Origin of the sequence: Arenibacter hampyeongensis (assembly GCF_002909255.1) — a bacterium.
Classification (GTDB): Bacteria; Bacteroidota; Bacteroidia; order Flavobacteriales; family Flavobacteriaceae; genus Arenibacter; species Arenibacter hampyeongensis.
Map to the genome: position 1 here is coordinate 107149 of NZ_PIOB01000009.1, position 20320 is coordinate 127468.

Below are 20320 nucleotides of genomic sequence, written 5' to 3' on the forward strand. Positions count from 1 at the left end.
CTTTTGTATTTCTTAACGGGATGTAACGAACAGAAATTAAACAAAGTAGTATCCAATGATGAGCAAAAATGATAATAGAATTAAGCTATAAATTCCATAAATAAAAAATCTATTTGCCCAAATTAGTATTGAACCTTTAGTGTTATTTAAAGCCTTATTATTGTTGATACTATAAATTAAGTCTGAAATATACTCTTCCTTAAAATTTTCGCTTTTTTCGAAATTCTTTTTCAGGGTTTCTACTGAACAATCAGAATACTTAAATTTATATATTTTAAATATACCACCTGCTTTAAATATGGACAGTCCTAAAAAAATTATTGTTAGAACAAACATTAACCCTAAAACAATCTTAAATCCCAAATCTAGACAATTAAGTTTATCGTAAAACAACGGAATAATGAATGAAATAATAGAAATTATTAATCCTGATTGACTTATTAATTGTGATACTTTACTCTCAATAATATTCAATCGACTATCCTCGTTTTGAAATAGTCTCAGTAGATAATTGATATAATCATCTAGCAAATCCTTGTTATACATTAACTCTTTTTTATCTTCTTTTTCAACCATATTATTTAGTTAAAAGCTTAATTATCTCGTCAGAGATTTTCAGTCCTGTATCGTTTTCGATCCAAACCCATTGACCATTTGGGTTAATCTCCAAAAAAACATAGCCTGAATCTGTTTTTATCAAATCTATAGCGCCAAATTTCAGGTTTAATGTTCTTACAATTTCTTTGCATTTTTCGGTAATACTCTCTGGTAAATTATATTTGGTGAACTGTGTTCTATCTTTTCTCCAATCAAGTTGTGTACTAACATTTGATTGAGAATCTACTTTAGCAGAAAACACCTTGTCGTCTACAACAGTAACTCTGAGCTCATATTTTTTAATTATTTCTTGTTGAAAAATCATTGGAAAAGAAATGAAATCTTTCCCATTCAATATATGCTCTTTTTTTACCTTATTTGTGAAAATGAGTTTTGCTTTTCCATTTTCAAAAAATCGACCACCAAATAAAGGTTTTATGATAACTTGTTCATTATTTTCCTTGAAGAATAATTCGATTTTTTCCTTATCCGTAGAAACGATAGTTTGAGGGATGTCAAAACCAATACTCTTAGCTATCTTTAATTGATATAGCTTATTTTCTGCCTTATCAATATTATTAGGGTGACTAATCCAGTTTTTTACATCAAGGGAGGACCATAGGTTATTTAGAAATGCTTTGAAGTCCTTAACGAAAAAAGCCCTTTCATTCTCATTTGAAAATGAAAAATCTGGTGACTTGGTTCTTCTGAACCAAATGGATTTAAAATTTTCATAGCCATCTATCGATATTCTAATATTTGAACCAGATTGATAGTTTATATCGTGTTTTATACCAATATCATCTGTATTTAACCTATGATAAGGAATTTCTCTCTTGTTTAAAATATTGATTAGGTAGTCGGAAGTGTAATCCTCTTTATGTGATATTATTAATATCATTTTTAATCAGAATCTGTGCTCTCCATTTCCACCCTTGTAGTCGTCATTGTTATTAAAGAAGATGAAAGTAAAACAGAATCCTCATCAGAATCAGATTGCTCAGTATCAACTAATGTAAAAGTTTGAGTTCCGAAATTCAGAGGGAAGTTATTATCACTATCTCCGGACTCATTATGAACCTTAGTACCTGTCTCAGTAACACAATTATCCAAAACACTTATGGCAGGCGTATTGTTCGATTCCAAAACATTTAAATTTTTTTCATAATCATATTTTACAGGAGGGATGTCCGCCATATAAGTTGGTGACTCTCCATATTCAAATAGTAAATATCTCATATAACTGTTTATTTATTAGCTTTTTGGTTTCAACAATCAATCCATTACAGTAAGATACTACAAATACACCAAACGTTTTAATTGATAAAAAGAAAATTGAATTTTTAATAAACTAAGATAAATGGTTAAGTAAATTTTACTTTAAAAACAAAAACCTGAGTGGCACTAATTATTTGTTTCCACATTAATCAAGAAGCAACCGAATCAAGTACCTCCGAATAGCAATCAGCGTCATTGTTTAACCTTATAAGAATCAAATGTCCAACATTAAAACTGATTATTAACCTCAAGTATATCTGATTTTATTAAATATTATCTAAACTCTTTAAAGATCGCACCTTTTGTAAAGAGTTTAATGTGTGACGGAATTTTTAGTATCTTCCTTCAAAGTTCAAAAAAAAAGTAATGTAGCAATATAAAATAACATACAATTCTGTTGATGGGGCAACAGTACAAGAAGGTTACTGAACATTTACATAAATAAGGGATATTTTGGGGGGAGATTTTTTTGATAAACACTGCTAGTACGTTTTCCATTAAGGAAAGTGTGAGACATGGAGGTTATGAAGTCACTAAAGTTTATACAACTGATATGTCAAACGTTTATCTTTTTTCATTAGACTTAGCAGAACCAAACTGGTATATAGCCCAAAAATGTATTCACGTAATTATATTAAAACAACATTTAATTTTTAGCAACAACTATGGACTTTCGTTTAATTCCACCCGTCAGCGGTGTAGATAAGTTTGACGGTCAAATCGTATTCAAAATCCCCGTTCTTTTGAAAAAAGTTTTTTCGGAAAAGGCAAAGGGGCAAACAGTCCCTGTATTATTTGAAAGATTGGACTTCAAATCCGGAAATATGATTACTACTGCCGGAATAACGTTTAAGAAATCATTGTCATTATTTGAAGATTTAGGCAAAATATTGCCTTTTGAGACAAGCGCAATGGTTTATAATGCAAGCGGACGAATCGCTTTTAAGATTATAGGGGTATATAATCAAGGGATTTGGGAAGAACTGCATGATGTTGAAAATATAATGAACAATGATGAAAACAGTATTCAAGAAATATTTCATCATCATTATAAAGCATTAAATGATTGGGTTGGAAATATTGATAATGCTTTCTATGACAAGCCTCTTTAAATATACCTCCTCTTCGTGTAAAGTTAAAATAAAACGGATATTCGGAGAAAAGCAAAGTTCAAATAAACGAAGAATCCACAAAGCAAATAGCTAAATATGAGTGATTATAATTTTAAGAAATTTAGAGACTTACTTTTTTCTTTGAAAGAACAGGGTAAAATAAGTGGATCTGAATCGGATGATTTATTATCGGAGTTTAACTTTAATGGTGAAGTGTTAGAATCTTTAAAGAAACTAGATCCATCTAAAGCGAAGTTGGTAATTGATGCAATGCAAAAGTTCAAATAAAGGATTAAATATGTCATTTCAAATTGGAGATAAAGTAAAGTACAAACCTGAGATTCACCCTGAACTTTCCTCTAACATATATGTTGTGATTGAGCAAGTTTTTGTGAATATTGCGAAACAGAAAACAATAGGTGTGAAAAATGTTGAGACGGGTCAAGAACTCTTTAAGAACCCTGAAGATTTAGAACACTTATAAAAGTTCAAATAAAGGATTATTTAAAGTCTGTAAATGCATTCTTTTCTACTAATTCTTAACTTAGTCATATTAGCAGGATATTATCAATGATGATATCCCAGTATTGTGTTTAATTATAAAAATTTGAGAGAGCAGGAGTCATTTAGGGACAAAAGAGAGCAAAGAAAGATCGGACTACAAACTTTCTTCATGAATATTGATAATAATCATTACGATTTCGTTTCTAATAAACTTATAAAAGACCTTGAAAAGAAAGTGATCGAACTAAAGTCTCAAATTGAATCAGACGAAAAAGGAGTCGGATATATGAAACACATGGAGGTTTACTTTCTGGACAAGGAACTTTATGCCGTTTCAGAAATGAAAATACTTTACGGGTACAAGCATTTTGAAACTCATTTAAAGTGGTTATTGAAAGCCTCATACTCTTCCGAAATCAACGAAAGACAATTATTTCGTTGGGAAAATGTTGAAGATTTTTTGACTTCCAAAAAGATAAACCCAAAGGAATTATCAAACTATGTAGAAATACGGGACTTAAGAAATCTAAACAATGCCATTAAACACTCACTCAATATTCTGGACAATAACACGAAGAATATAAAAGAGTTTCAAAATAAAAAGGACTTGAATTATATGGACTTGTTGAATTTCTATTCAAGAGTTGAAAATAGTAGTCTGAACTTTGTACAATCATTATCTGAGCGAATTGAAAAGGATTTGTATTTGTAGCCTCCTCCTTTTTTCGTACAACCTAAAATTCGAAATCATTACCTTTAAGTCTAGATGGCCAAAAGATGAGATGAGACACTTTCTCGGCGAACCAGATTATAATTAAAAGTTCAAATAAAGGATATGTTAGAAGATGGATTTAGGTCACATAGATATAGCGATATATTGGACAACTTAGGCGAGAATGGTTTTCTGACCGCTGAGGATATTGGTAAGCTGCTAAAAGAATTTACCAGCACCAAAAAAATTACTTTTGATTGCATAAGTAATGAAAAGGCCCAAATCGTGTCGGAAGCATTAATTGATAATTATAATCGGTCAAAGTCTAATTAAACGATGGGCTTACACTAAGACGTAATTTGAAAAATTGAATTAAAAGTTAGAAATCAAAACCCTAAAGCCATCGCCTTTTTGGATACAGTCCAATAGGAATTTCACTAAAGGGTTTTTGTAAATTTATAAAAGTTTTATTTTAATAAAGGATGAAAATTTTTGTGCGAATTGTAATTATAAATCTTTGGGTAGGTTCCTGGATGCCATTTTTGTATATAGCAATTAAGTTAAGTAAATATGATTATGATAAATTAGAGTGGTATGTAGCCTTACTTTTTTTCTTAGTCGCAATTTTGGTTTGGGTTGTTGCGATTGGATCGTCAATATTTCTATACAAGATAGAAGACCATGATTGGATTAAACAGCTTGACTAATTAAATAGTAAAAAGGGCAAATAAAGGATGACATACAAGCAAATTCAGAGCTTAGCCAAAAAAGAATTAGGAAGAACTATAAAACCTTGCTGGATAGCTGATGTCAAAAGAGAATTGGGTTTAACAACTAGAGTTGCTTTCAATAGAATTTCTTCTTTAGAGATTAAGGATCCTTGTCCTGAAGGAGAAGTAAGGGAATGGTTATTAAATATTTTAAAGTCTAAATAAAGGATTAAAAATTGAGTAGAGTTTTTAAATTTAGAATTGAGTTAGAAGGTAGTAATCCCAAAATATGGCGGGAATTTTTGGTGCCATCCGATATCACGTTTTACAGGCTTCACCATATCGTTCAAATTGTTATGGGGTGGGAGAACTATCACCTATACGAATTCACCGCGGACAGCTATCGGATCGGCCAACAATTTGAGGACGATGGTTTTAATGGTCCCCATGAGGTCATCGATTCGCAAAGGATAAAAATCGGTGATGTGCTAAAAACCAAAGGCCAGAAATTGCACTATCTATATGATTTCGGGGATTACTGGCAGCATTCCTTGACTTTGGAAATGATCATAGAGGATCTGACAATTCCATTTTCGATTTGTTGCGCAGGTAAGTTGAACTGTCCTCCGGAAGATGTCGGTAGCCTACCGGGTTTTTATGATTTTTTAAAGATTATGGCGAAGCCCAAGCACTTAGAATATAAAGAGCTTAAAGAATGGGTAAAAAGTAAGCTTGTCGCTATTGATGGCAAATATGATCCTGAAAAATTCTATATTAAAAAGGTAAATTGGGTACTGCTCAATTTAGATGTTTATATCAAGGATTGGGAGAATGAATGTAACCAGTAAGAGTTCAAATAAAGGATATTATTCCAAATTGGTTATTTAGCGGAGTGTTTTACATATCTAGAAAAAAAGCAATTTACAAAGGCTCAACTCATGAAATAAAATTGACATGGCCAGAAAAGTATATTACAGCAGACCTCTTAAGCATTTTTGGGATAACCTTTATAGGAAGCAAAAGCGGTTTACTCCAGATTTTACAGATGATCAAATATTTGAGGTGCTCAGAAATAACATTTTAAACAGCCCAGTAACGGCCTACGAAACGTATGCCTCTAAACAATTAATAGTATCAGGTTGGGAAATGTGGAGAGTCGATTCAAAAGGAGACTTACTACATGTTTTCTTCGTTGACAAACACTTGCGAGACTTCCTTGAAGGTACAACTTTGTCAGATTTGGAAGGTATCAAGCACTTTCTTTACGAAAACGGTCAAAACCGAAGTGTATTTCATTTATATTCCAACAAAAAGATTAATCATGTGGTATATCAATTTGCTTTGCACATCCCATATGAATCTGAGGGATATGCCTTTTCTCTTAGTGTGGAAGAAGATGGTTGCCTTGAGCTATACTATTCACTTGGAGAACATGGGGGAAGAATGTCAGATAAATTCTATGTTGATGTCAATAAGAAAAATGACAATATCTCATTAACTCACACCAAAATGTTCAGACTTGTCATTAATACAATAGCCTACATGAGTTGCTTCCCTGAATGTGTTGATGATGGGGTTCCAAAGAATTTGTTGGAAAGAAATGAAGATTTGTCAGCAAGAAACTTTTCATTAAAGTTATCTGACAAGATTAAAGAAAATGAAGGTTCAAAGCTCTCAAAAAGGCCACATTTCAGAAAGGGTCATTTTAGGCACCTCAGATCAGAGAAATTTGTTAACAAGAAAGGACAGGTAGTATTTATCTCTGAGACCATGGTTAAAGGAAAGGCAAAAACCGTTTCGACTTCTCCTGAAATGGGTAAATTAAAATAAATATATGAACATTATGCCTTTCCAAAATTATAATCTAACCATAGTCAAGTTCAATTAAACGATAGCATCAATGATTCTATCCCGATGTTAGCAGTAATATCCAAAAATGAGCAAACCAATAAATATATTATTAGAAATAGGTGAATTAGCGGAATCCAAAAATATCCGAGATTCAAAAAAGATTTTAGATATATTGATGAACAGTATATATAGTTTATCAATAAAACATCATACTGACCCTATTGATTTCGCTGAACAGAAATATGCGAAGATTATTGCTCAAATGATTTTTACAAAATTATTTAACATCAGGGAAAATTTAAATGGGATTAATTTTTCAAATGACGAATTTCATTTCAAAAATGATATTATTGATACAAATTTAGTTGCTAACAATATTAGAAACTTGTTTGAGACAGTTTGCCTATTTAATAATTTTTTTATCCATTCAACAAATAAGGATGAATTAATTTTAAAATTAAATATATGGGAATATTCAAGCTTAAAATATAGACTAAAACTTGAAAATCAAGCGACAAATGACGAGCAAAAATCACTTTTACAAAAAGACAAACACAGATTAATTGCTTTAAAAACAAATATTGAAAACTCTAAAATTTACAATGAACTAAACGATGATAATAAAAGGAAAATTCGAATTATATTAAAAAATAAAGATTACAAATTTTCTATTATAAATGGAGAAGTTAAAATTTATGATTGGCAGAAGTTAGCTGACAATTTTCCCGATACACAAAAATCCATACCACTATTATATACAATTCTATCATTTTATAGTCATCCAACTTGGAAATCAGTATTTGATTATGGAAACAATTTCAAAGAAGAAAAAATTTGGATTCAAAATGCACAAGATTTATTGAGATACTCTTACATACTATCTTCAATATTTATAATTGACTTTATAAAATATTTCCCAAATAGTGAAAATTCATTTAATAAATTGAAACCTTTAGATATTTACTTAATTGAGTTCTATAATTATTTAGTCCGAGGACAAGAGTATTTATTAGATAAGGACAGATTTAAAGAATAAATACTACAGCTAAGAACTGAGTTAACCAAAAGTTCAAATAAACGATTTTCAAATATTAAGGTGTTTGCTATGATTAGCTGAGTGATAAGCGTGAAAATAGCTTAAATTTAAATAATGAACTCCATAACCGACATTCCGCCCATTGAGGTCTTAGAAAATCTTGATCTATTACGATCAGATCTGGAATCAAAGATCCCACCAAAAAAACTTGACCAAAATTTATTGATTGCCTCATGGAACATTCGGGCCTTCGGTAATTTGACCCGAAAATGGGATTCGGATGAAAATGATTCTCCCAAGCGTGATCTTCATTCCATTCTCTGCATTGCCGAGATTATCAAAAGGTTCGATGTGATCGCGGTCCAAGAGGTCAAGGACAATATCAGGGCCTTACGGGATACACTCAAAATACTGGGCCATAATTGGTCCTTAATACTTACGGATGTTAATAAGGGCAAGGTTGGTAACGGGGAACGCATGGCCTACCTGTTCGACACCAGAAGAGTCCAAATGTCCGGACTTGCCGGAGAATTGGTTGTCCCAGAAGAATGGGAGGACGACATAAATGATGGCGCATTGGTGAAACAATTCGTACGATCTCCTTACGCTGTAAGCTTTCAGTCCGGTAAGCACACTTTTATTTTGGTGACCTTGCATATTTTATACGGGGACAGTCCTAAAAGCCGTATCCAAGAGTTAAAGGGAATCGCGAAATGGTTATCAAGCTGGGCGAATGATATGAATGCCTATCATCATGACCTTATTGCCCTGGGAGATTTCAATATAGATGAACGCGGGGATCTTTTGGACAAAACGTTCTTATCGGAAGGATTGTACGTGCCCCCTCAACTTCAGAAAAAGGAAGTAACGAGATCGATTTTTGACCAAACTAAGTACTATGATCAAATTGCTTGGTTCGATGGCCCGCCGAACGGACCAAAGCTTTCAATGGAATTCCTGAACGGAGGCAACTATGATTTTGTTCCAATAGCACTTCAAAACCGTGGATTGACCAAAAACAGTCTTTCTTGGCTCATATCGGACCATTATCCGCTATGGGCGGAATTCAAAGTTTAAAATAATGATTATTTCTTTTAAAAAGGTCCCTTTTCCCTAGGCCCTTTACTGGTAACTTTCCACTGATCATTCTCTTTGATCAATTTGAAAATCCCAGGCTTTTTGTCAAATGAAGAATTATATTTGACCCAAGCCGTATTGTCTTCAACAGCTTCGTCTAGGATTTCAACTTTAGTACCAATTTCCTCTTCGGGCACCAAATTCTGAATCAATATCAAGCCACTATAACCATCAGAAGTAGTATACTTTTTTAAAATAGTGTTGTCTTTGGTGGATACTTCGGTTCGTTTTGTGCCACTTTGAAAGATCAAGTAACAATTACCTTGTCGCCAAAAAAGCGATATGGCCAACACACTTGATCCAATGGACTTAAAACAGATTATTTCCCTTCATCTCGATGGGTTCAGCAACCATAAGATAGGTGCCGCCTTAGGGATATCCCGTAATACGGTAAATACATATATGCGGCTGTACGGGGCCTGTGACCGCTCCCTTAAAGAATTATTGGCCCTTGACAATGGGGCCCTGGAAGCCCTCTTTCCCTCGCACACGACCATAGACAACAGGCGTTACGACGAGCTCATGCGGTGTTTTGAGGGGGTCAACAAGGCCCGGAACCATCCCGGATTTACCTTTCTATATCATTATCAGCAGTACGTACAGCAGGCCAAAGAACCTTATGGCTACACCCAGTTCATGGAACATTACCGGCGCAAATATGCCAAGACCAAAGGCTCGATGAAACTCGAGCACGATCCCGGAAAGGAAATGTTCATCGACTTCGCCGGCAAGAAGCTCCATATTGTTGATAGGGACACTGGGGAAGTGGTCCCGGTGGAAGTGTTCGTGGCCATCCTGCCCAATAGCCAGTATACCTATGTGGAGGCCTGCAGGAGCCAAAAACGGGAGGACCTGATCAGCTGTTGTACCAGTGCCCTGAACTTTTACGGGGGAGTGCCCAAGGCCATCGTCTCGGACAACCTGAAATCGGCGGTGACCAGGGCCAGCAGATATGAGGCGGACATCAACCGGAGCTTCAAGGATTTTGCACGCCATTATAACTGCGCCATAAACCCCGCCCGGGGGTATTCCCCCCAGGACAAGGCCCTGGTGGAGAACGCCGTGCACCTTGCCTACCAGCGTATCTACTACCCCTTAAGGGAAATGGTGTTCTTCTCTTTGGCAGATCTGAACCGGGAGATAAAACGCCTGTTGGAAACCTATAACGATCTATTGTTCAAGCGAAAGGAGGCCAGTCGCAGGGAATTGTTCCAATCCGTGGAAAGGGAATACCTCAAGCCCCTGCCCGAGAGTGCGTACGAGCTAAAGGATTACCGCAGGGCCAAGGTCCAGAAGATGGGCTATGTATACTTCTCCCCGGACAAGAGCTATTATAGCGTTCCCTACCGCTATATCGGAAAAGAGACCACCATCCATTACACGGGTTCCGTTGTCGAGGTCTATTACCACCAAAAGCGGATAGCCCTGCACCGGCGCCATACGGAAAAAGGCAGCTATAATACCAACAGGGAACATCTTAGCAGCACCCATAAATATTATAGTGACTGGAGCCCGGAGTTCTTTAAAAAGAAAGCGGCCCGACACGGCGACCATGTACTGGGCTGTGTGGAGGCGATACTCGCCAAGGGGGACTATCCGGAAATAGGATATAAACGGGCCATGGGGGTCATACAGCTCCATAAGGCATATGGCTCCGAACGTCTGGACAATGCCTGCAAAAGGGCCCTGCAGGCAGATGCCGCCACCTATATGCGGATCAGGAACATACTGAAGAACAACCTGGACAAAAGCTCCCTGTTCTACCGGGACCTCGAAGAGGACAAGAGCCATATCCCTGACCACGGGAACATACGGGGCGCCTCCGCTTACCGATAATAAATAACTTAAATCCAATATATTATGAACAATGAACAGACGATCGAAAAATTGAAACAGATGCGCCTTACGGCCATGGCCCAATTGCACCTACAGTACGTAAGGGACAACGGTGTGGCCGACATTACCGCAGATGAATACCTGGCCCTGCTCACGGACCACCAGTGGGAGGACCGCCAGAACCGGAAGATCCAACGGTTGTTGAAACAGGCGGGGTTCGCACAGTCCGCCAACCTGGCCGAGGTGAACTATGCCCAGCAACGCAACCTGGACAGGAACATGTTCGCCCGCCTGGGGACCTTGGATTTTATGGCCCGGAAGGAAAACATCATCCTCACCGGGGCCTCGGGAACGGGCAAAAGCTATCTGGCACAGGCACTGGGACATCAGGCATGTATGATGGAACAAAGGGCCATATACGCCAATACGGCCAGGCTCCTTAAAAAACTGAAACTATGCAAAGTGGACGGTACCTATCTCAAGGAGCTGGACAAGATCCTGAAAACGGACCTGTTGATCCTGGACGACTTTGGACTGCAGAGTTTTGACAACCATGCCCGCGAGGCACTGATGGATATCATCGATGACCGTTACAATAAGGCCTCGACCATCATATCCTCCCAGATACCCGTATCCGCGTGGTATGATATTATTGGGGAAAGCACCATTGCCGATGCTATATTGGACAGGATAGTGAACTCATCGCACAGATTGGACCTAAAAGGTTATGACAACAATATGGTTATGATAATTACAATCTTACTCTTCCATTAAAGGTTCTCATTTACAGTGAATTATCATTGAACTACGCATAATGACTTTCCATAATTTTAATGTGGCATATTACAAAATCAACATTAAAAGTAAAATTTATGGAAATTCAAAAACTTATTGAACGTGGCAACCAACTTTTAAAAGAAACGAGATATTCAAGTAGTCGCATCGACACCTATAATTGGCTGTGGAAGAAAGGCATACTTGCGTACATGTTCTCAAGGGGTTTGGTTGAGTATGATGAAAATGTCGGCAATGAATTTGCGATGACATGTCATGATGGGTACAATGTTACATTCCATCATCGGGACCTTATCAAGAGCATTGATGTGTTAACCAATGTGTTGTTAAATAACAATCTTGGTGGAAGAATGCATCGTGCAGTACAATACCCCCTTAGGGGTGAAATTGGGGACGCTGCCAATCAATATCTTGACTTCTTGAAATCCAGGCGCATAGACGAGAAGAAAACTCTCCAGCGTTACAAAAAAACAATGAGCAATTTTATTGAATATCTGTTAGGGACAGGAATAGATAATCTTTCCGAAATAACAGAAGAAGCAATAATAAAGTATATTGAAAGTCGCGAACATCAACAGAAGGAGTATATCGATACTACGAGGCGCTTCCTTTCCTTCCTCTTTCACAAAAACCTCATAACAAAGGACTATTCGTATTTGCTGAAATCAATTGGTAAGAGATTCAAGCGCGTGAAAATCCCTTCATTTTACGCTCCAGATGAAGTGCTTAAGGTAGAACAGTCGATATCTCGTTCAAGTAATGTGGGGAAACGGAACTATGCTATGGTGTTGTTATGTTCCCGCATAGGGCTGCGTGTCTCCGACGTTGCCAATCTGAACTTCAGTAATATAGATTGGGAAAACAATAAAATAAATCTTATACAATATAAGACTGAAAATCCGCTGACCGTTCCACTTTTACCTATCGTTGGTAATGCTATTATAGATTATCTACGCTATGCACGACCAAAATCCATGTCTGACAAGGTGTTCTTAAGCTGTCGTGCCCCGTATGAAGAGCTTAATGGGGCATCCGTTCATGGGGCTATCAGTGTTGTTTTTAAATCTTCAAAAATAGAGATCGAGAACAGGCATCACGGGGGGCATGCATTGAGGTTTAGTCTTGCACAGAGGATGTTGGATAAATCCATACCTATCCCAATTATATCAGAAACACTGGGCCATTCAGAATTGGACTCCACAAGAAACTATGTGCGGATAGATCTATTGCATCTGCTACAATGCGTCTTGGACGTTCCGGAATCACAGGATAACTTTTACAAGCAGAAAGGAGGGTTGTTTTATGACTGATCCATTTGATTATCAAGGAGTACTGGCTCCCTATATGAAAGCCCTGATTCGTATAAAAGAATCCTGCGGGCAAACTGTAATTGGGACCAAGTGGACTTACAAAGAGTTTGATGAGTTTACCATACAATATGGCTTGTCGGAACCGATCATTACGAAAGATCTGATAGGAACTTGGGCAAAGTCGAGAGAAAATGACTGTAGCAGGACGTTCTATGGAAAATGTTCCAGATTGTCGCAACTGGCTAAATACATGAAGGAGCATGGGATTAAATCATATATCATGCCCTTGCCGAAATGTACGAATGATCGAGGTTTTATACCCTATATCTTCTCAGAAGAACAGATGCAATCCATATTCCAGGAGTCTGACAGGCTCCTGCGCCAAAGTCGCCGAAAAGACGACCCAATTATATCAGTGCCTTGTCTTATTCGGCTTTTATATAGTACGGGTCTAAGAATCACAGAAGCCATTTCATTGAGGAACAAGGATGTGGATCTTGATAGGAACATTCTAAAAGTAGGGACATGGGGCAGTACTAAAAATGGAGAAGAACGTTTGGTTCCTATATGCAACACCTTAAAGGAGAATCTTCAGAAATATCTACATTACCGGAGTATGCTTCCAGTACAGGATATTACTGACCACGATCATCCGTTCTTTATCAAGTTAAATGGCGAAGCGCTTTCTTCCGCTAATGCATACCACTGGTTCAAAAAGGTATACGGGCAATGTGGGATTGCATATAAGGGTGAACGCTTTGGACCTCGTGTACAAGATCTTAGACATACCATGGCAACACATTCTCTTGCAAAAATGGTGAGAGAAGGGTTAGATATATACGCTGCCCTTCCATTGCTGTCCGCTAGTCTTGGGCACAAGTCTCTCTCATCCACTGAAGGGTATGTAAGGCTAACTTGCAGTGAATACCCTGAGCTATTGGAACAATGCTCTTCCCTGAACAATTTTATATATCCGAAAAAACATGACAACAACGAATAACTTAGCAAAATATATGACAGGCTTCCTTGGCGTATATCTCCCGCACGAACGAAATGTCAGTCCGAATACAATATCTGCATACCGCGATTCTTTTGTCTCCTTCTTTTCCTACTTGAGAGATGAAAAGCAAATAAAAATTGAAAATGCAGCATTGTCAGACATTAACAGAGATAACGTGCTTGGATATCTTCGATGGCTGATCGATAAGCAAGGAAATAGCATCGCCACCCGAAATAGTAGGTTAGCGGCTATCCGTTCCTTTGTATCATATCTTCAGTATGAAACCATAGAGCATCTTGAACAGTGGCAAAGAATAATGGCAATCAAGAACCTAAAAAAACAACATCCAACTCCAGCACACTTCACAAAGGAAGGGATAAAGCTACTACTGGAACAACCAGATAGTACATGTTATAAGGAGTTAAGGCATCTAGCGATACTCGCGTTGATGTATGATACAGGTTGTAGGGTACAGGAACTGGTCGACCTAACGGTAGAGTCATTAAGAATCCAGTATAGGCCATACTCAATCCGGGTATATGGAAAAGGGAGAAAAGTGAGGATAGTACCTCTTTCTGAACATGTTGTTGCAATACTCAAGGAGTATATGAATAGACATAACATTGATTATGAGCTGAATATAAAAAAACCTGTATTCTGTAATAGCGCGGGAAATAAACTCACCAGAGCTGGAATAAGTTACATTTTAAAAAAATATGCAGATATGGCTCGTGTATGTAATTCTAATATGATCCCTGAAATAATTAGTTGCCATCAGCTTAGACACAGCCGGGCTATGCATCTGTTGCAATCTGGAGTAAATCTAATTTGGATAAGAGACTTGCTGGGACATACTTCTATCCAGACTACAGAGGTATACGCAAGGGCCGATTCAAAACAGAAAAGAGAAGCAATAGAACAAGCATCAGAATGCCTTACACCTAGTATGATAACAGGAGAATGGATAGATAACAAGAACCTGATAACTTGGCTGAAAGGGTTGGGTAAGGTATAATTATTATGTAAAGTCCAAATGTAAAGTTGTAACGTAATATGCTAAAGTTCAACACGCTTTACATCGGGCTTTACATAACCATATTGTTGTCATAACCCTTTTTATGTAAAGCTATCCATAAAAAAGGGGAAAGCTTAAGAAAAGGAATTTTAAAAAACGACTAACACATTTTTTTTGTATAATTGAAAGATCTTTCAAAGTGGCACTGTTTGACCGAAACAGGTGGCACCATCACTCGGTTCTTCCTCATATTTGGGGAAACATCAACCAGTTTGAGATAATATCACTTTTTTGCGCAATAGATCAAAGCTGGCCCTACCATACATTTGTCTTTTTATACTCTTTATCCGGTTTACATGGCCTTCCACAGCACCATTGCTCCAGGACATGTTAATCCCGTTTTTAACAGCTTTAATATCCCTTAATAGACCATTGGCAAAATTGATCAAACCTGGCATCTTGTATTTTGAGCGTTTTATAAATCCGATCCATCGGTTTATATTACCGCGTCCTCTTTTTAACATCGTTTTGAAAATCTGCACCAATTTTCGAACGACCTGTAGTTCTGAGATATTATCCAATAGTGTTTGCAGATAATTTCGTTCATCGGGATCCTTGATAACAGTTAAACAAGAGCCAATATATTTAGCCAGCGTCCTTGAGCTCAAGGGCTTTATATAGGGGATTCTTGATTTTTGAATTTGGGCGAAATCAGGTGTGTGTATTTCAAATTTTTCCTTTATGCTATTTATATTATGGTAGGCCTGGGTTCTACTTCCGTTGTATCCTAATTTATAGATCTCGTCTATTATATCTTTCATCATATATCCTTTGTCATTTAATCGAGCAACAATGTGCTGGGCAAATAATTCAATATTGGTTGATTTAGAGCTTATTCTGGGAGGTAATGATTCTAGTGGGAAATATGAATGAACTGTATTGCGGCTTATGCCCAGATCCCTTGCTATCTTTCGTTTGGATATGCCCTTGGCCTGTAATTCCTTGACCTTATTGAAGACATCCAACCTTTGGTCTCTTCTAATTTCAACTATTTCCTGGACTTTTGATAATAATCGTGACCTTTTTCCTTTGTCACAGCCTGCATTCTGGCCATCCGACATATTTAAAAGCTCATTGCCCTTATCCTTAATAAGCTTTCTGATTTTTGGATTCACACTTTTGAAATACTTGTCCAAGGCATCGGATAGGTTCATTAATAAATGGAATCGATCCGCGACCTGTTCTGCATCAGGACAAACCTCATTGATAGCAGAAGAATACGAACTGGCCCTGTCCCTGGTTACAATTTTCACATCAGGATATTTTGACAGCCACTTTTTTAGCTCTTTGCCCTCCCTGGAAGGTAAGATATCAATAGGCCTTGAAGTCTCCATATCAATGAGAATGGTTCCATAACTTATCCCTTTTCGGTATGCAAAATCATCAACGCCAAGCACCTTTGGTTGTATTATCGGGGGTAGTCGTTGTCTGTGGACTATTCGTGTAATGGTCGAGCTGCTAACCGAAATCAGTAGTTGTCCAGATAGTATACTGCCCAATTTTCCTGTTAATTCAATTGACAAGGAATCAAGAATCCTTGATACCCTTTTTGTTCTTCTTGAATACCTCAAAATATATGGTGTTTGTTCTGAGAATACTTTTCGGTCACATTGCGGGTTTTGGCATTTGAATTTGCGTGTCTTTAGGATAATAGTGGTTTTGTTTTGAAATACCGGAAGATCTGATATTGTTCGGGTATAACGATCATGGACTTTATTGCTATATTTTTCACATTTCGGACACTTTGACCGCTTGGCTTTTATTGATGCGTATATTTTAACAATGGAGCAAGAATAATCAATATTATTTACAATCAGCACAGGCATGCCAATCAGTTGTTTTATGGTCATAAGTAGTTGTCAGATAACTACTTAAAGATAATAAATATCGTCCTGTAAAACAAGGGAATACGACTTTATATCTTTGATTATCAACATTTTACAGCAATCCTCAATGTTTGGAAATTTCCCCAAATATGAGGAAGAACCCATCACTCCGAAATAGCCACTTTGGCGTAGAAACTTTCTACAACTATCTTGGCTGTTTCTGTATGCCATAGATCTTGTTTATTAGAACATGCAATCAGCAAGAATGCCAGTATGGAAGTGATCAGTGCTTTCATAATATTTTAATTTGGGTTATTGATATATCTATGCGAGACTTTTAACTCCAAATTTCGTTCTCCTTTCCTTTCATTCAATTCAAGGACAGCGATGCGGTCATCACTCAAAGAGAATTTGGGAACGACGTAAACCAATCTTGCCGTTTCGTTTTTCTTGATTCTTGAAGGCAGGTTGTGTTTAAACATGGGTTTCAAGTATAGTTTCTGTAAAGATTTCCTTTTTCCCTTCTGTCTTGTTTCAACCGAGAGTTTTAAGAAATTTAAATCGTAATCCAAAGTAGATTTGTTTTCAATCTGGATAACGAAATAGAGTTCTTCGGTATCAAAAACAATATTTTCAACACTTAAAAGGATATCTTCGCTACCCTTTTTTAACCGATCTATTTTCTGCTTTTGGTTGAGAAGGTATGCGCAAATTTTCTTGTAATAAAACGTTTTGTTGTCAATGGTATCCACAAGCGAATCTTTACTGGGAATTACTGGTGTCAGAGGCTTTTCATTGCCTATACTACTGGAATCCGTTATAAAATAATTCAGCTTGGAAAGCTCCTTTTTATACCTTACAATATACGAAAAAATAGAACCATTTCTATTGACTACTAGCAAGTTACTTTCCTTTCCGGGCTTTGCCTGTAGCAAACCGAAATATTGTTCTTTTTCCCGATTGTAGGTAAAGATGAAGTTATCGGACCCAGTAATTCCTTGGCGAATGGGATCGGGAAAAAAGAGTGCCACATTCTTATGGTCATTAGCGTAAATAGTATCCAATGCTATTGACTGTTGCGCAGGGGCCTGTGCCGAGCAAAGTTGAAGTACAAAAGCGGAAATTAGTAGAGTAGGTATTAAAATAAATGTTCTCATAGCTTTGGTTTTAAAATCAGTTTGTAGTTGTTCAATACGGTTACTTTTACGTTTCGATTCTTTCGCCGAAGTACTTTGGTCACACCGCCCACCTGGGGTACGCTGGGAATATTGATGACCTGAATAATATCGTTGAGAACTTCGGTGCCTACTTCTTCCCGAAAACTATTTTCTACATAGATTCCCTCACTACCATCCTGAACATCAAAGGCCTTTAATTTGGTAGGATGATTGTCAATATTTTCAATTTCGATCAGGGCACGATTGGGCTGAAAGCTGATGAAACCGAAGACAGGTGTATTTTTAGGAACGACCCTGCCATTTATAATCGCTGTGTTGGTCAACCGCATCCGCAATCGTGAATTGGCCTGGACTACTTGGTCTCCGTCGACCACTGCATAAATCGTAGCATCCGTATTTCCAATAATCGAAATATCGTTTGGTTTAGGTGAAGCAGCAAAGAATAATTGATGTTCCAAGCCTAATTCCTTGGCTTCAATCTTCTGTTCCCGTTTTATTTCCGCAGAATCTATTTCCTGAACTTTTTTGGGAGCGGTTTTTCTTTCCCCAAGATTCTGATAGGACGATTTAGAATATTTAATTTTCCCTGCTGCATAGATGCTATCCACAATACGCTCTTTTTCAAGTTCAGGGAGATCTGGATTATAATAGCCAAGGGAATCAATCAGTTTTTCATTATAAATACTCGGCGCATTGTTCTCACGCACTTCTTTCAAATCATTGATGGCATCCAGTTTGGAATTGTATTCTTTTTGATTCTCTTCCAAATCGGGCACTAAGGTTTGCTCCAGGTTTTCATTTTCACTTTCATCATCGCCCATTACCATTACGGAATAGGAAATTAGAAACAGGAATATCACAGCCAGGACTGCAGCAAAGACAATTTTATTTTTTTCTATCTTCATCGTTAAATTTTTTTAAAGTGTTCTCGAAAAAGTCAGTAATCAATAGGCCATGTGGATTGTTTGGAAAGTTTCGATCGACCATAGCTAGGTTGCCAGTGGAAACAAGTTCATAGGTGTCTATTATAGACCCTCTATTGATTTCAAAAATGGTCGTGGTCGTAAAGCCATAGGAACCATTATTTTCTGTTAACCGTGAATCGATGCTCAGTACTTTTTGAACCAAAGAATATTGCAATAATCGATTATAGACACCATCAGCTTTTTTTTGGCGATAGAGATTATCCACCGAACTATTGCCCAGCCAAAGTGCTTTTTTTAAATTACGTTCATAGTTACTGGCATCAATATTATAGAAGTAATTGTGGAACAGTTCCAAATGGGCCAAAGCTTCGACCCTGATATTCTCTTTTTGGGTTACAAGCTTTAACGGAATGATACTCCCATCGGTATTGATGGCAAACGCACTATTTAGCGCATTTTTATTGGCCGTAAAAGCCATCCAAACCGAAAAGGTGCTGGACAACAAAGCAAAAACGACGACTGTCAAAACGATGAATCGGTTTAGCTTTAGGACGTTATAAATATTCTTGTATGCTGTTTTCATTTTAAGTTAAATTAGCTAGTAAACAATCTAAGGGTAAAGGACGTGGCGCGCCTGTATAATTTGAATTTCAGGAAGACAATGAAACCCACAGATCCAAGCTGTACCACAGGGGCAAAAAAGCCTTGACCCACATCCGTACCAAAAAGATTTGTCCAGAAATTGGTATTGATTTCGGTGTAAATGGCATTCACAAATATGTTGACCAAAAAGAAGGCGGGTACGAGCATATAAACTGCAGCATACAATTTGAAAAACGTGTAGGCCAGTGATCGAAATTTTTCAAATACTGCCAAGCTTATGACCAATGGGAACAATGCCTGCATTATTCCCAATAGAAAATATCGTTCTGCAAGAAATAATGGATAGATAAACAAATCCAAAATCCAAAGAATGATACTTATGATAAAGGCGAATATTTTAAAGCCATATAGTGGCGTTATAAGGGCTTCATAGAGCAATGCCATAGCTGCTTGAGCTGCTCCTATAAAGTTGATATCCTCCTCTATGGGAATGTCCTGCATCTGTAATGGCAATAGTGCTGGTGCTGTGCCGCGATATTGCCCTTCAATTGCTACTAAAATGCCATCAAATAATCCCAAAACTTGTGATGAAAAAATGACCAATACAACTATTGCAAAATTCTTAGCCAATTCTCCAGGGTTCAATCCCCAGGTGTAGCCATCCTTATCCGCAATCCCCTCATTGTATTTTTTAAGGATATTGACCAGAAAGAACAGCACGGCAAGCGCTTTGATTCCTGCAATAGTGTATTGCGAGAAGCTGCTGTTCTGTATGGTCTGGAAAACAGTATCTATATATTCCAGTCCTATCCCTAATATGATGGTCGCGGTCAT

24 protein-coding genes are annotated in these 20320 nt (G+C 37.2%); 15 read left to right on the top strand and 9 right to left on the bottom strand.

What is annotated here, in order from left to right:
• Nucleotides 1–36 precede the first annotated feature (36 nt).
• Genes CWD91_RS18450 through CWD91_RS18460 form a run of 3 tightly spaced genes read right to left on the bottom strand, consistent with a single transcriptional unit; the run spans nt 37 to nt 1836 of the window.
• Entirely contained in the window at nt 37–576 is a 540-nt protein-coding gene (locus tag CWD91_RS18450) for a hypothetical protein (RefSeq protein WP_103442455.1), read from the bottom strand.
• Nucleotide 577: 1 nt separating this feature from the next.
• Nucleotides 578–1498, bottom strand: a complete 921-nt coding sequence (locus CWD91_RS18455; RefSeq protein ID WP_103442456.1) for an MvdC/MvdD family ATP grasp protein — start codon at nt 1496–1498, stop codon at nt 578–580.
• A gap of 2 nt (nt 1499–1500) precedes the next feature.
• Nucleotides 1501–1836, bottom strand: a complete 336-nt coding sequence (locus tag CWD91_RS18460; RefSeq protein ID WP_157943836.1) for a hypothetical protein — start codon at nt 1834–1836, stop codon at nt 1501–1503.
• A 704-nt stretch (nt 1837–2540) separates the two neighbouring features.
• Here CWD91_RS18460 and CWD91_RS18465 point away from each other — a divergent pair.
• The 10 genes from CWD91_RS18465 to CWD91_RS18515 all read left to right on the top strand — a co-directional run bounded on the left by CWD91_RS18465 (nt 2541) and on the right by CWD91_RS18515 (nt 8877).
• Entirely contained in the window at nt 2541–2987 is a 447-nt protein-coding gene (locus CWD91_RS18465; protein ID WP_103442458.1) for a hypothetical protein, read from the top strand.
• A 96-nt stretch (nt 2988–3083) separates the two neighbouring features.
• Nucleotides 3084–3275 carry a hypothetical protein gene (locus CWD91_RS18470; RefSeq protein WP_031445851.1) on the top strand — a complete coding sequence of 64 codons (192 nt, stop codon included), beginning with the start codon at nt 3084–3086 and terminating at the stop codon, nt 3273–3275.
• 10 nt (nt 3276–3285) lie between these two features.
• Nucleotides 3286–3471: a hypothetical protein gene (locus CWD91_RS18475; protein WP_103442459.1), complete on the top strand. Its 186-nt coding sequence runs from the start codon at nt 3286–3288 to the stop codon at nt 3469–3471.
• 123 nt (nt 3472–3594) lie between these two features.
• The gene (locus CWD91_RS18480) at nt 3595–4203 is read left to right on the top strand and encodes a hypothetical protein (protein ID WP_157943837.1); all 609 of its coding nucleotides are present in this window, start codon (nt 3595–3597) and stop codon (nt 4201–4203) included.
• 123 nt (nt 4204–4326) lie between these two features.
• Complete coding sequence (locus CWD91_RS18485) at nt 4327–4536, top strand: hypothetical protein (RefSeq protein WP_103442461.1); 210 nt, start codon at nt 4327–4329, stop codon at nt 4534–4536.
• A 401-nt stretch (nt 4537–4937) separates the two neighbouring features.
• Nucleotides 4938–5138 (top strand): hypothetical protein, encoded by a 201-nt coding sequence (locus CWD91_RS18495; RefSeq protein WP_103442463.1) that lies wholly within the window; start codon nt 4938–4940, stop codon nt 5136–5138.
• Nucleotides 5139–5149: 11 nt separating this feature from the next.
• A complete protein-coding gene (locus tag CWD91_RS18500) occupies nt 5150–5761 on the top strand; it encodes a plasmid pRiA4b ORF-3 family protein (protein WP_103442464.1) in 612 nt (203 codons plus the stop codon).
• 106 nt (nt 5762–5867) lie between these two features.
• On the top strand, nt 5868–6743 hold the full coding sequence (locus tag CWD91_RS18505) for a hypothetical protein (protein WP_103442465.1): 876 nt from the start codon (nt 5868–5870) through the stop codon (nt 6741–6743).
• 106 nt (nt 6744–6849) lie between these two features.
• Nucleotides 6850–7800, top strand: a complete 951-nt coding sequence (locus tag CWD91_RS18510) for a hypothetical protein (RefSeq protein WP_103442466.1) — start codon at nt 6850–6852, stop codon at nt 7798–7800.
• Between the two features lie 114 nt (nt 7801–7914).
• A complete protein-coding gene (locus CWD91_RS18515) occupies nt 7915–8877 on the top strand; it encodes an endonuclease/exonuclease/phosphatase family protein (protein ID WP_103442467.1) in 963 nt (320 codons plus the stop codon).
• Nucleotides 8878–8894: 17 nt separating this feature from the next.
• Here CWD91_RS18515 and CWD91_RS18520 read toward each other — a convergent pair whose 3' ends face one another.
• Entirely contained in the window at nt 8895–9188 is a 294-nt protein-coding gene (locus CWD91_RS18520) for a hypothetical protein (protein ID WP_103442468.1), read from the bottom strand.
• A 31-nt stretch (nt 9189–9219) separates the two neighbouring features.
• Here CWD91_RS18520 and istA point away from each other — a divergent pair, with 31 nt between their 5' ends.
• Genes istA through CWD91_RS18545 form a run of 5 tightly spaced genes read left to right on the top strand, consistent with a single transcriptional unit; the run spans nt 9220 to nt 14893 of the window.
• The gene (gene istA / locus CWD91_RS18525) at nt 9220–10773 is read left to right on the top strand and encodes an IS21 family transposase (protein ID WP_103442469.1); all 1554 of its coding nucleotides are present in this window, start codon (nt 9220–9222) and stop codon (nt 10771–10773) included.
• Between the two features lie 24 nt (nt 10774–10797).
• Nucleotides 10798–11547, top strand: a complete 750-nt coding sequence (gene istB / locus CWD91_RS18530; RefSeq protein WP_103442470.1) for an IS21-like element helper ATPase IstB — start codon at nt 10798–10800, stop codon at nt 11545–11547.
• Between the two features lie 59 nt (nt 11548–11606).
• Nucleotides 11607–12878, top strand: coding sequence for a site-specific integrase (locus tag CWD91_RS18535; protein ID WP_103442471.1), 1272 nt, complete (start codon nt 11607–11609; stop codon nt 12876–12878).
• A complete protein-coding gene (locus CWD91_RS18540; RefSeq protein ID WP_103442472.1) occupies nt 12871–13878 on the top strand; it encodes a tyrosine-type recombinase/integrase in 1008 nt (335 codons plus the stop codon). The genes CWD91_RS18535 and CWD91_RS18540 overlap by 8 nt, the downstream gene beginning before the upstream one ends.
• Nucleotides 13862–14893, top strand: coding sequence for a tyrosine-type recombinase/integrase (locus CWD91_RS18545; protein WP_103442473.1), 1032 nt, complete (start codon nt 13862–13864; stop codon nt 14891–14893). The genes CWD91_RS18540 and CWD91_RS18545 overlap by 17 nt, the downstream gene beginning before the upstream one ends.
• Nucleotides 14894–15156: 263 nt before the next feature.
• On the opposite strand, the gene CWD91_RS18550 is transcribed toward CWD91_RS18545, so the two are convergent.
• The 5 genes from CWD91_RS18550 to CWD91_RS18570 form a co-directional block, all read right to left on the bottom strand.
• Nucleotides 15157–16803 carry an ISL3 family transposase gene (locus CWD91_RS18550; protein WP_103442474.1) on the bottom strand — a complete coding sequence of 549 codons (1647 nt, stop codon included), beginning with the start codon at nt 16801–16803 and terminating at the stop codon, nt 15157–15159.
• 278 nt (nt 16804–17081) lie between these two features.
• Nucleotides 17082–17936: a DUF4138 domain-containing protein gene (locus CWD91_RS18555; RefSeq protein WP_103442475.1), complete on the bottom strand. Its 855-nt coding sequence runs from the start codon at nt 17934–17936 to the stop codon at nt 17082–17084.
• Nucleotides 17933–18862, bottom strand: a complete 930-nt coding sequence (gene traM / locus CWD91_RS18560; protein ID WP_103442476.1) for a conjugative transposon protein TraM — start codon at nt 18860–18862, stop codon at nt 17933–17935. The genes CWD91_RS18555 and traM overlap by 4 nt, the downstream gene beginning before the upstream one ends.
• On the bottom strand, nt 18843–19466 hold the full coding sequence (locus CWD91_RS18565) for a conjugal transfer protein TraK (protein WP_103442477.1): 624 nt from the start codon (nt 19464–19466) through the stop codon (nt 18843–18845). Before CWD91_RS18565 ends, traM begins: the two co-directional genes overlap by 20 nt.
• Before the next feature lie 11 nt (nt 19467–19477).
• Nucleotides 19478–20320 (bottom strand): hypothetical protein, encoded by an 843-nt coding sequence (locus tag CWD91_RS18570; protein WP_103442478.1) that lies wholly within the window; start codon nt 20318–20320, stop codon nt 19478–19480.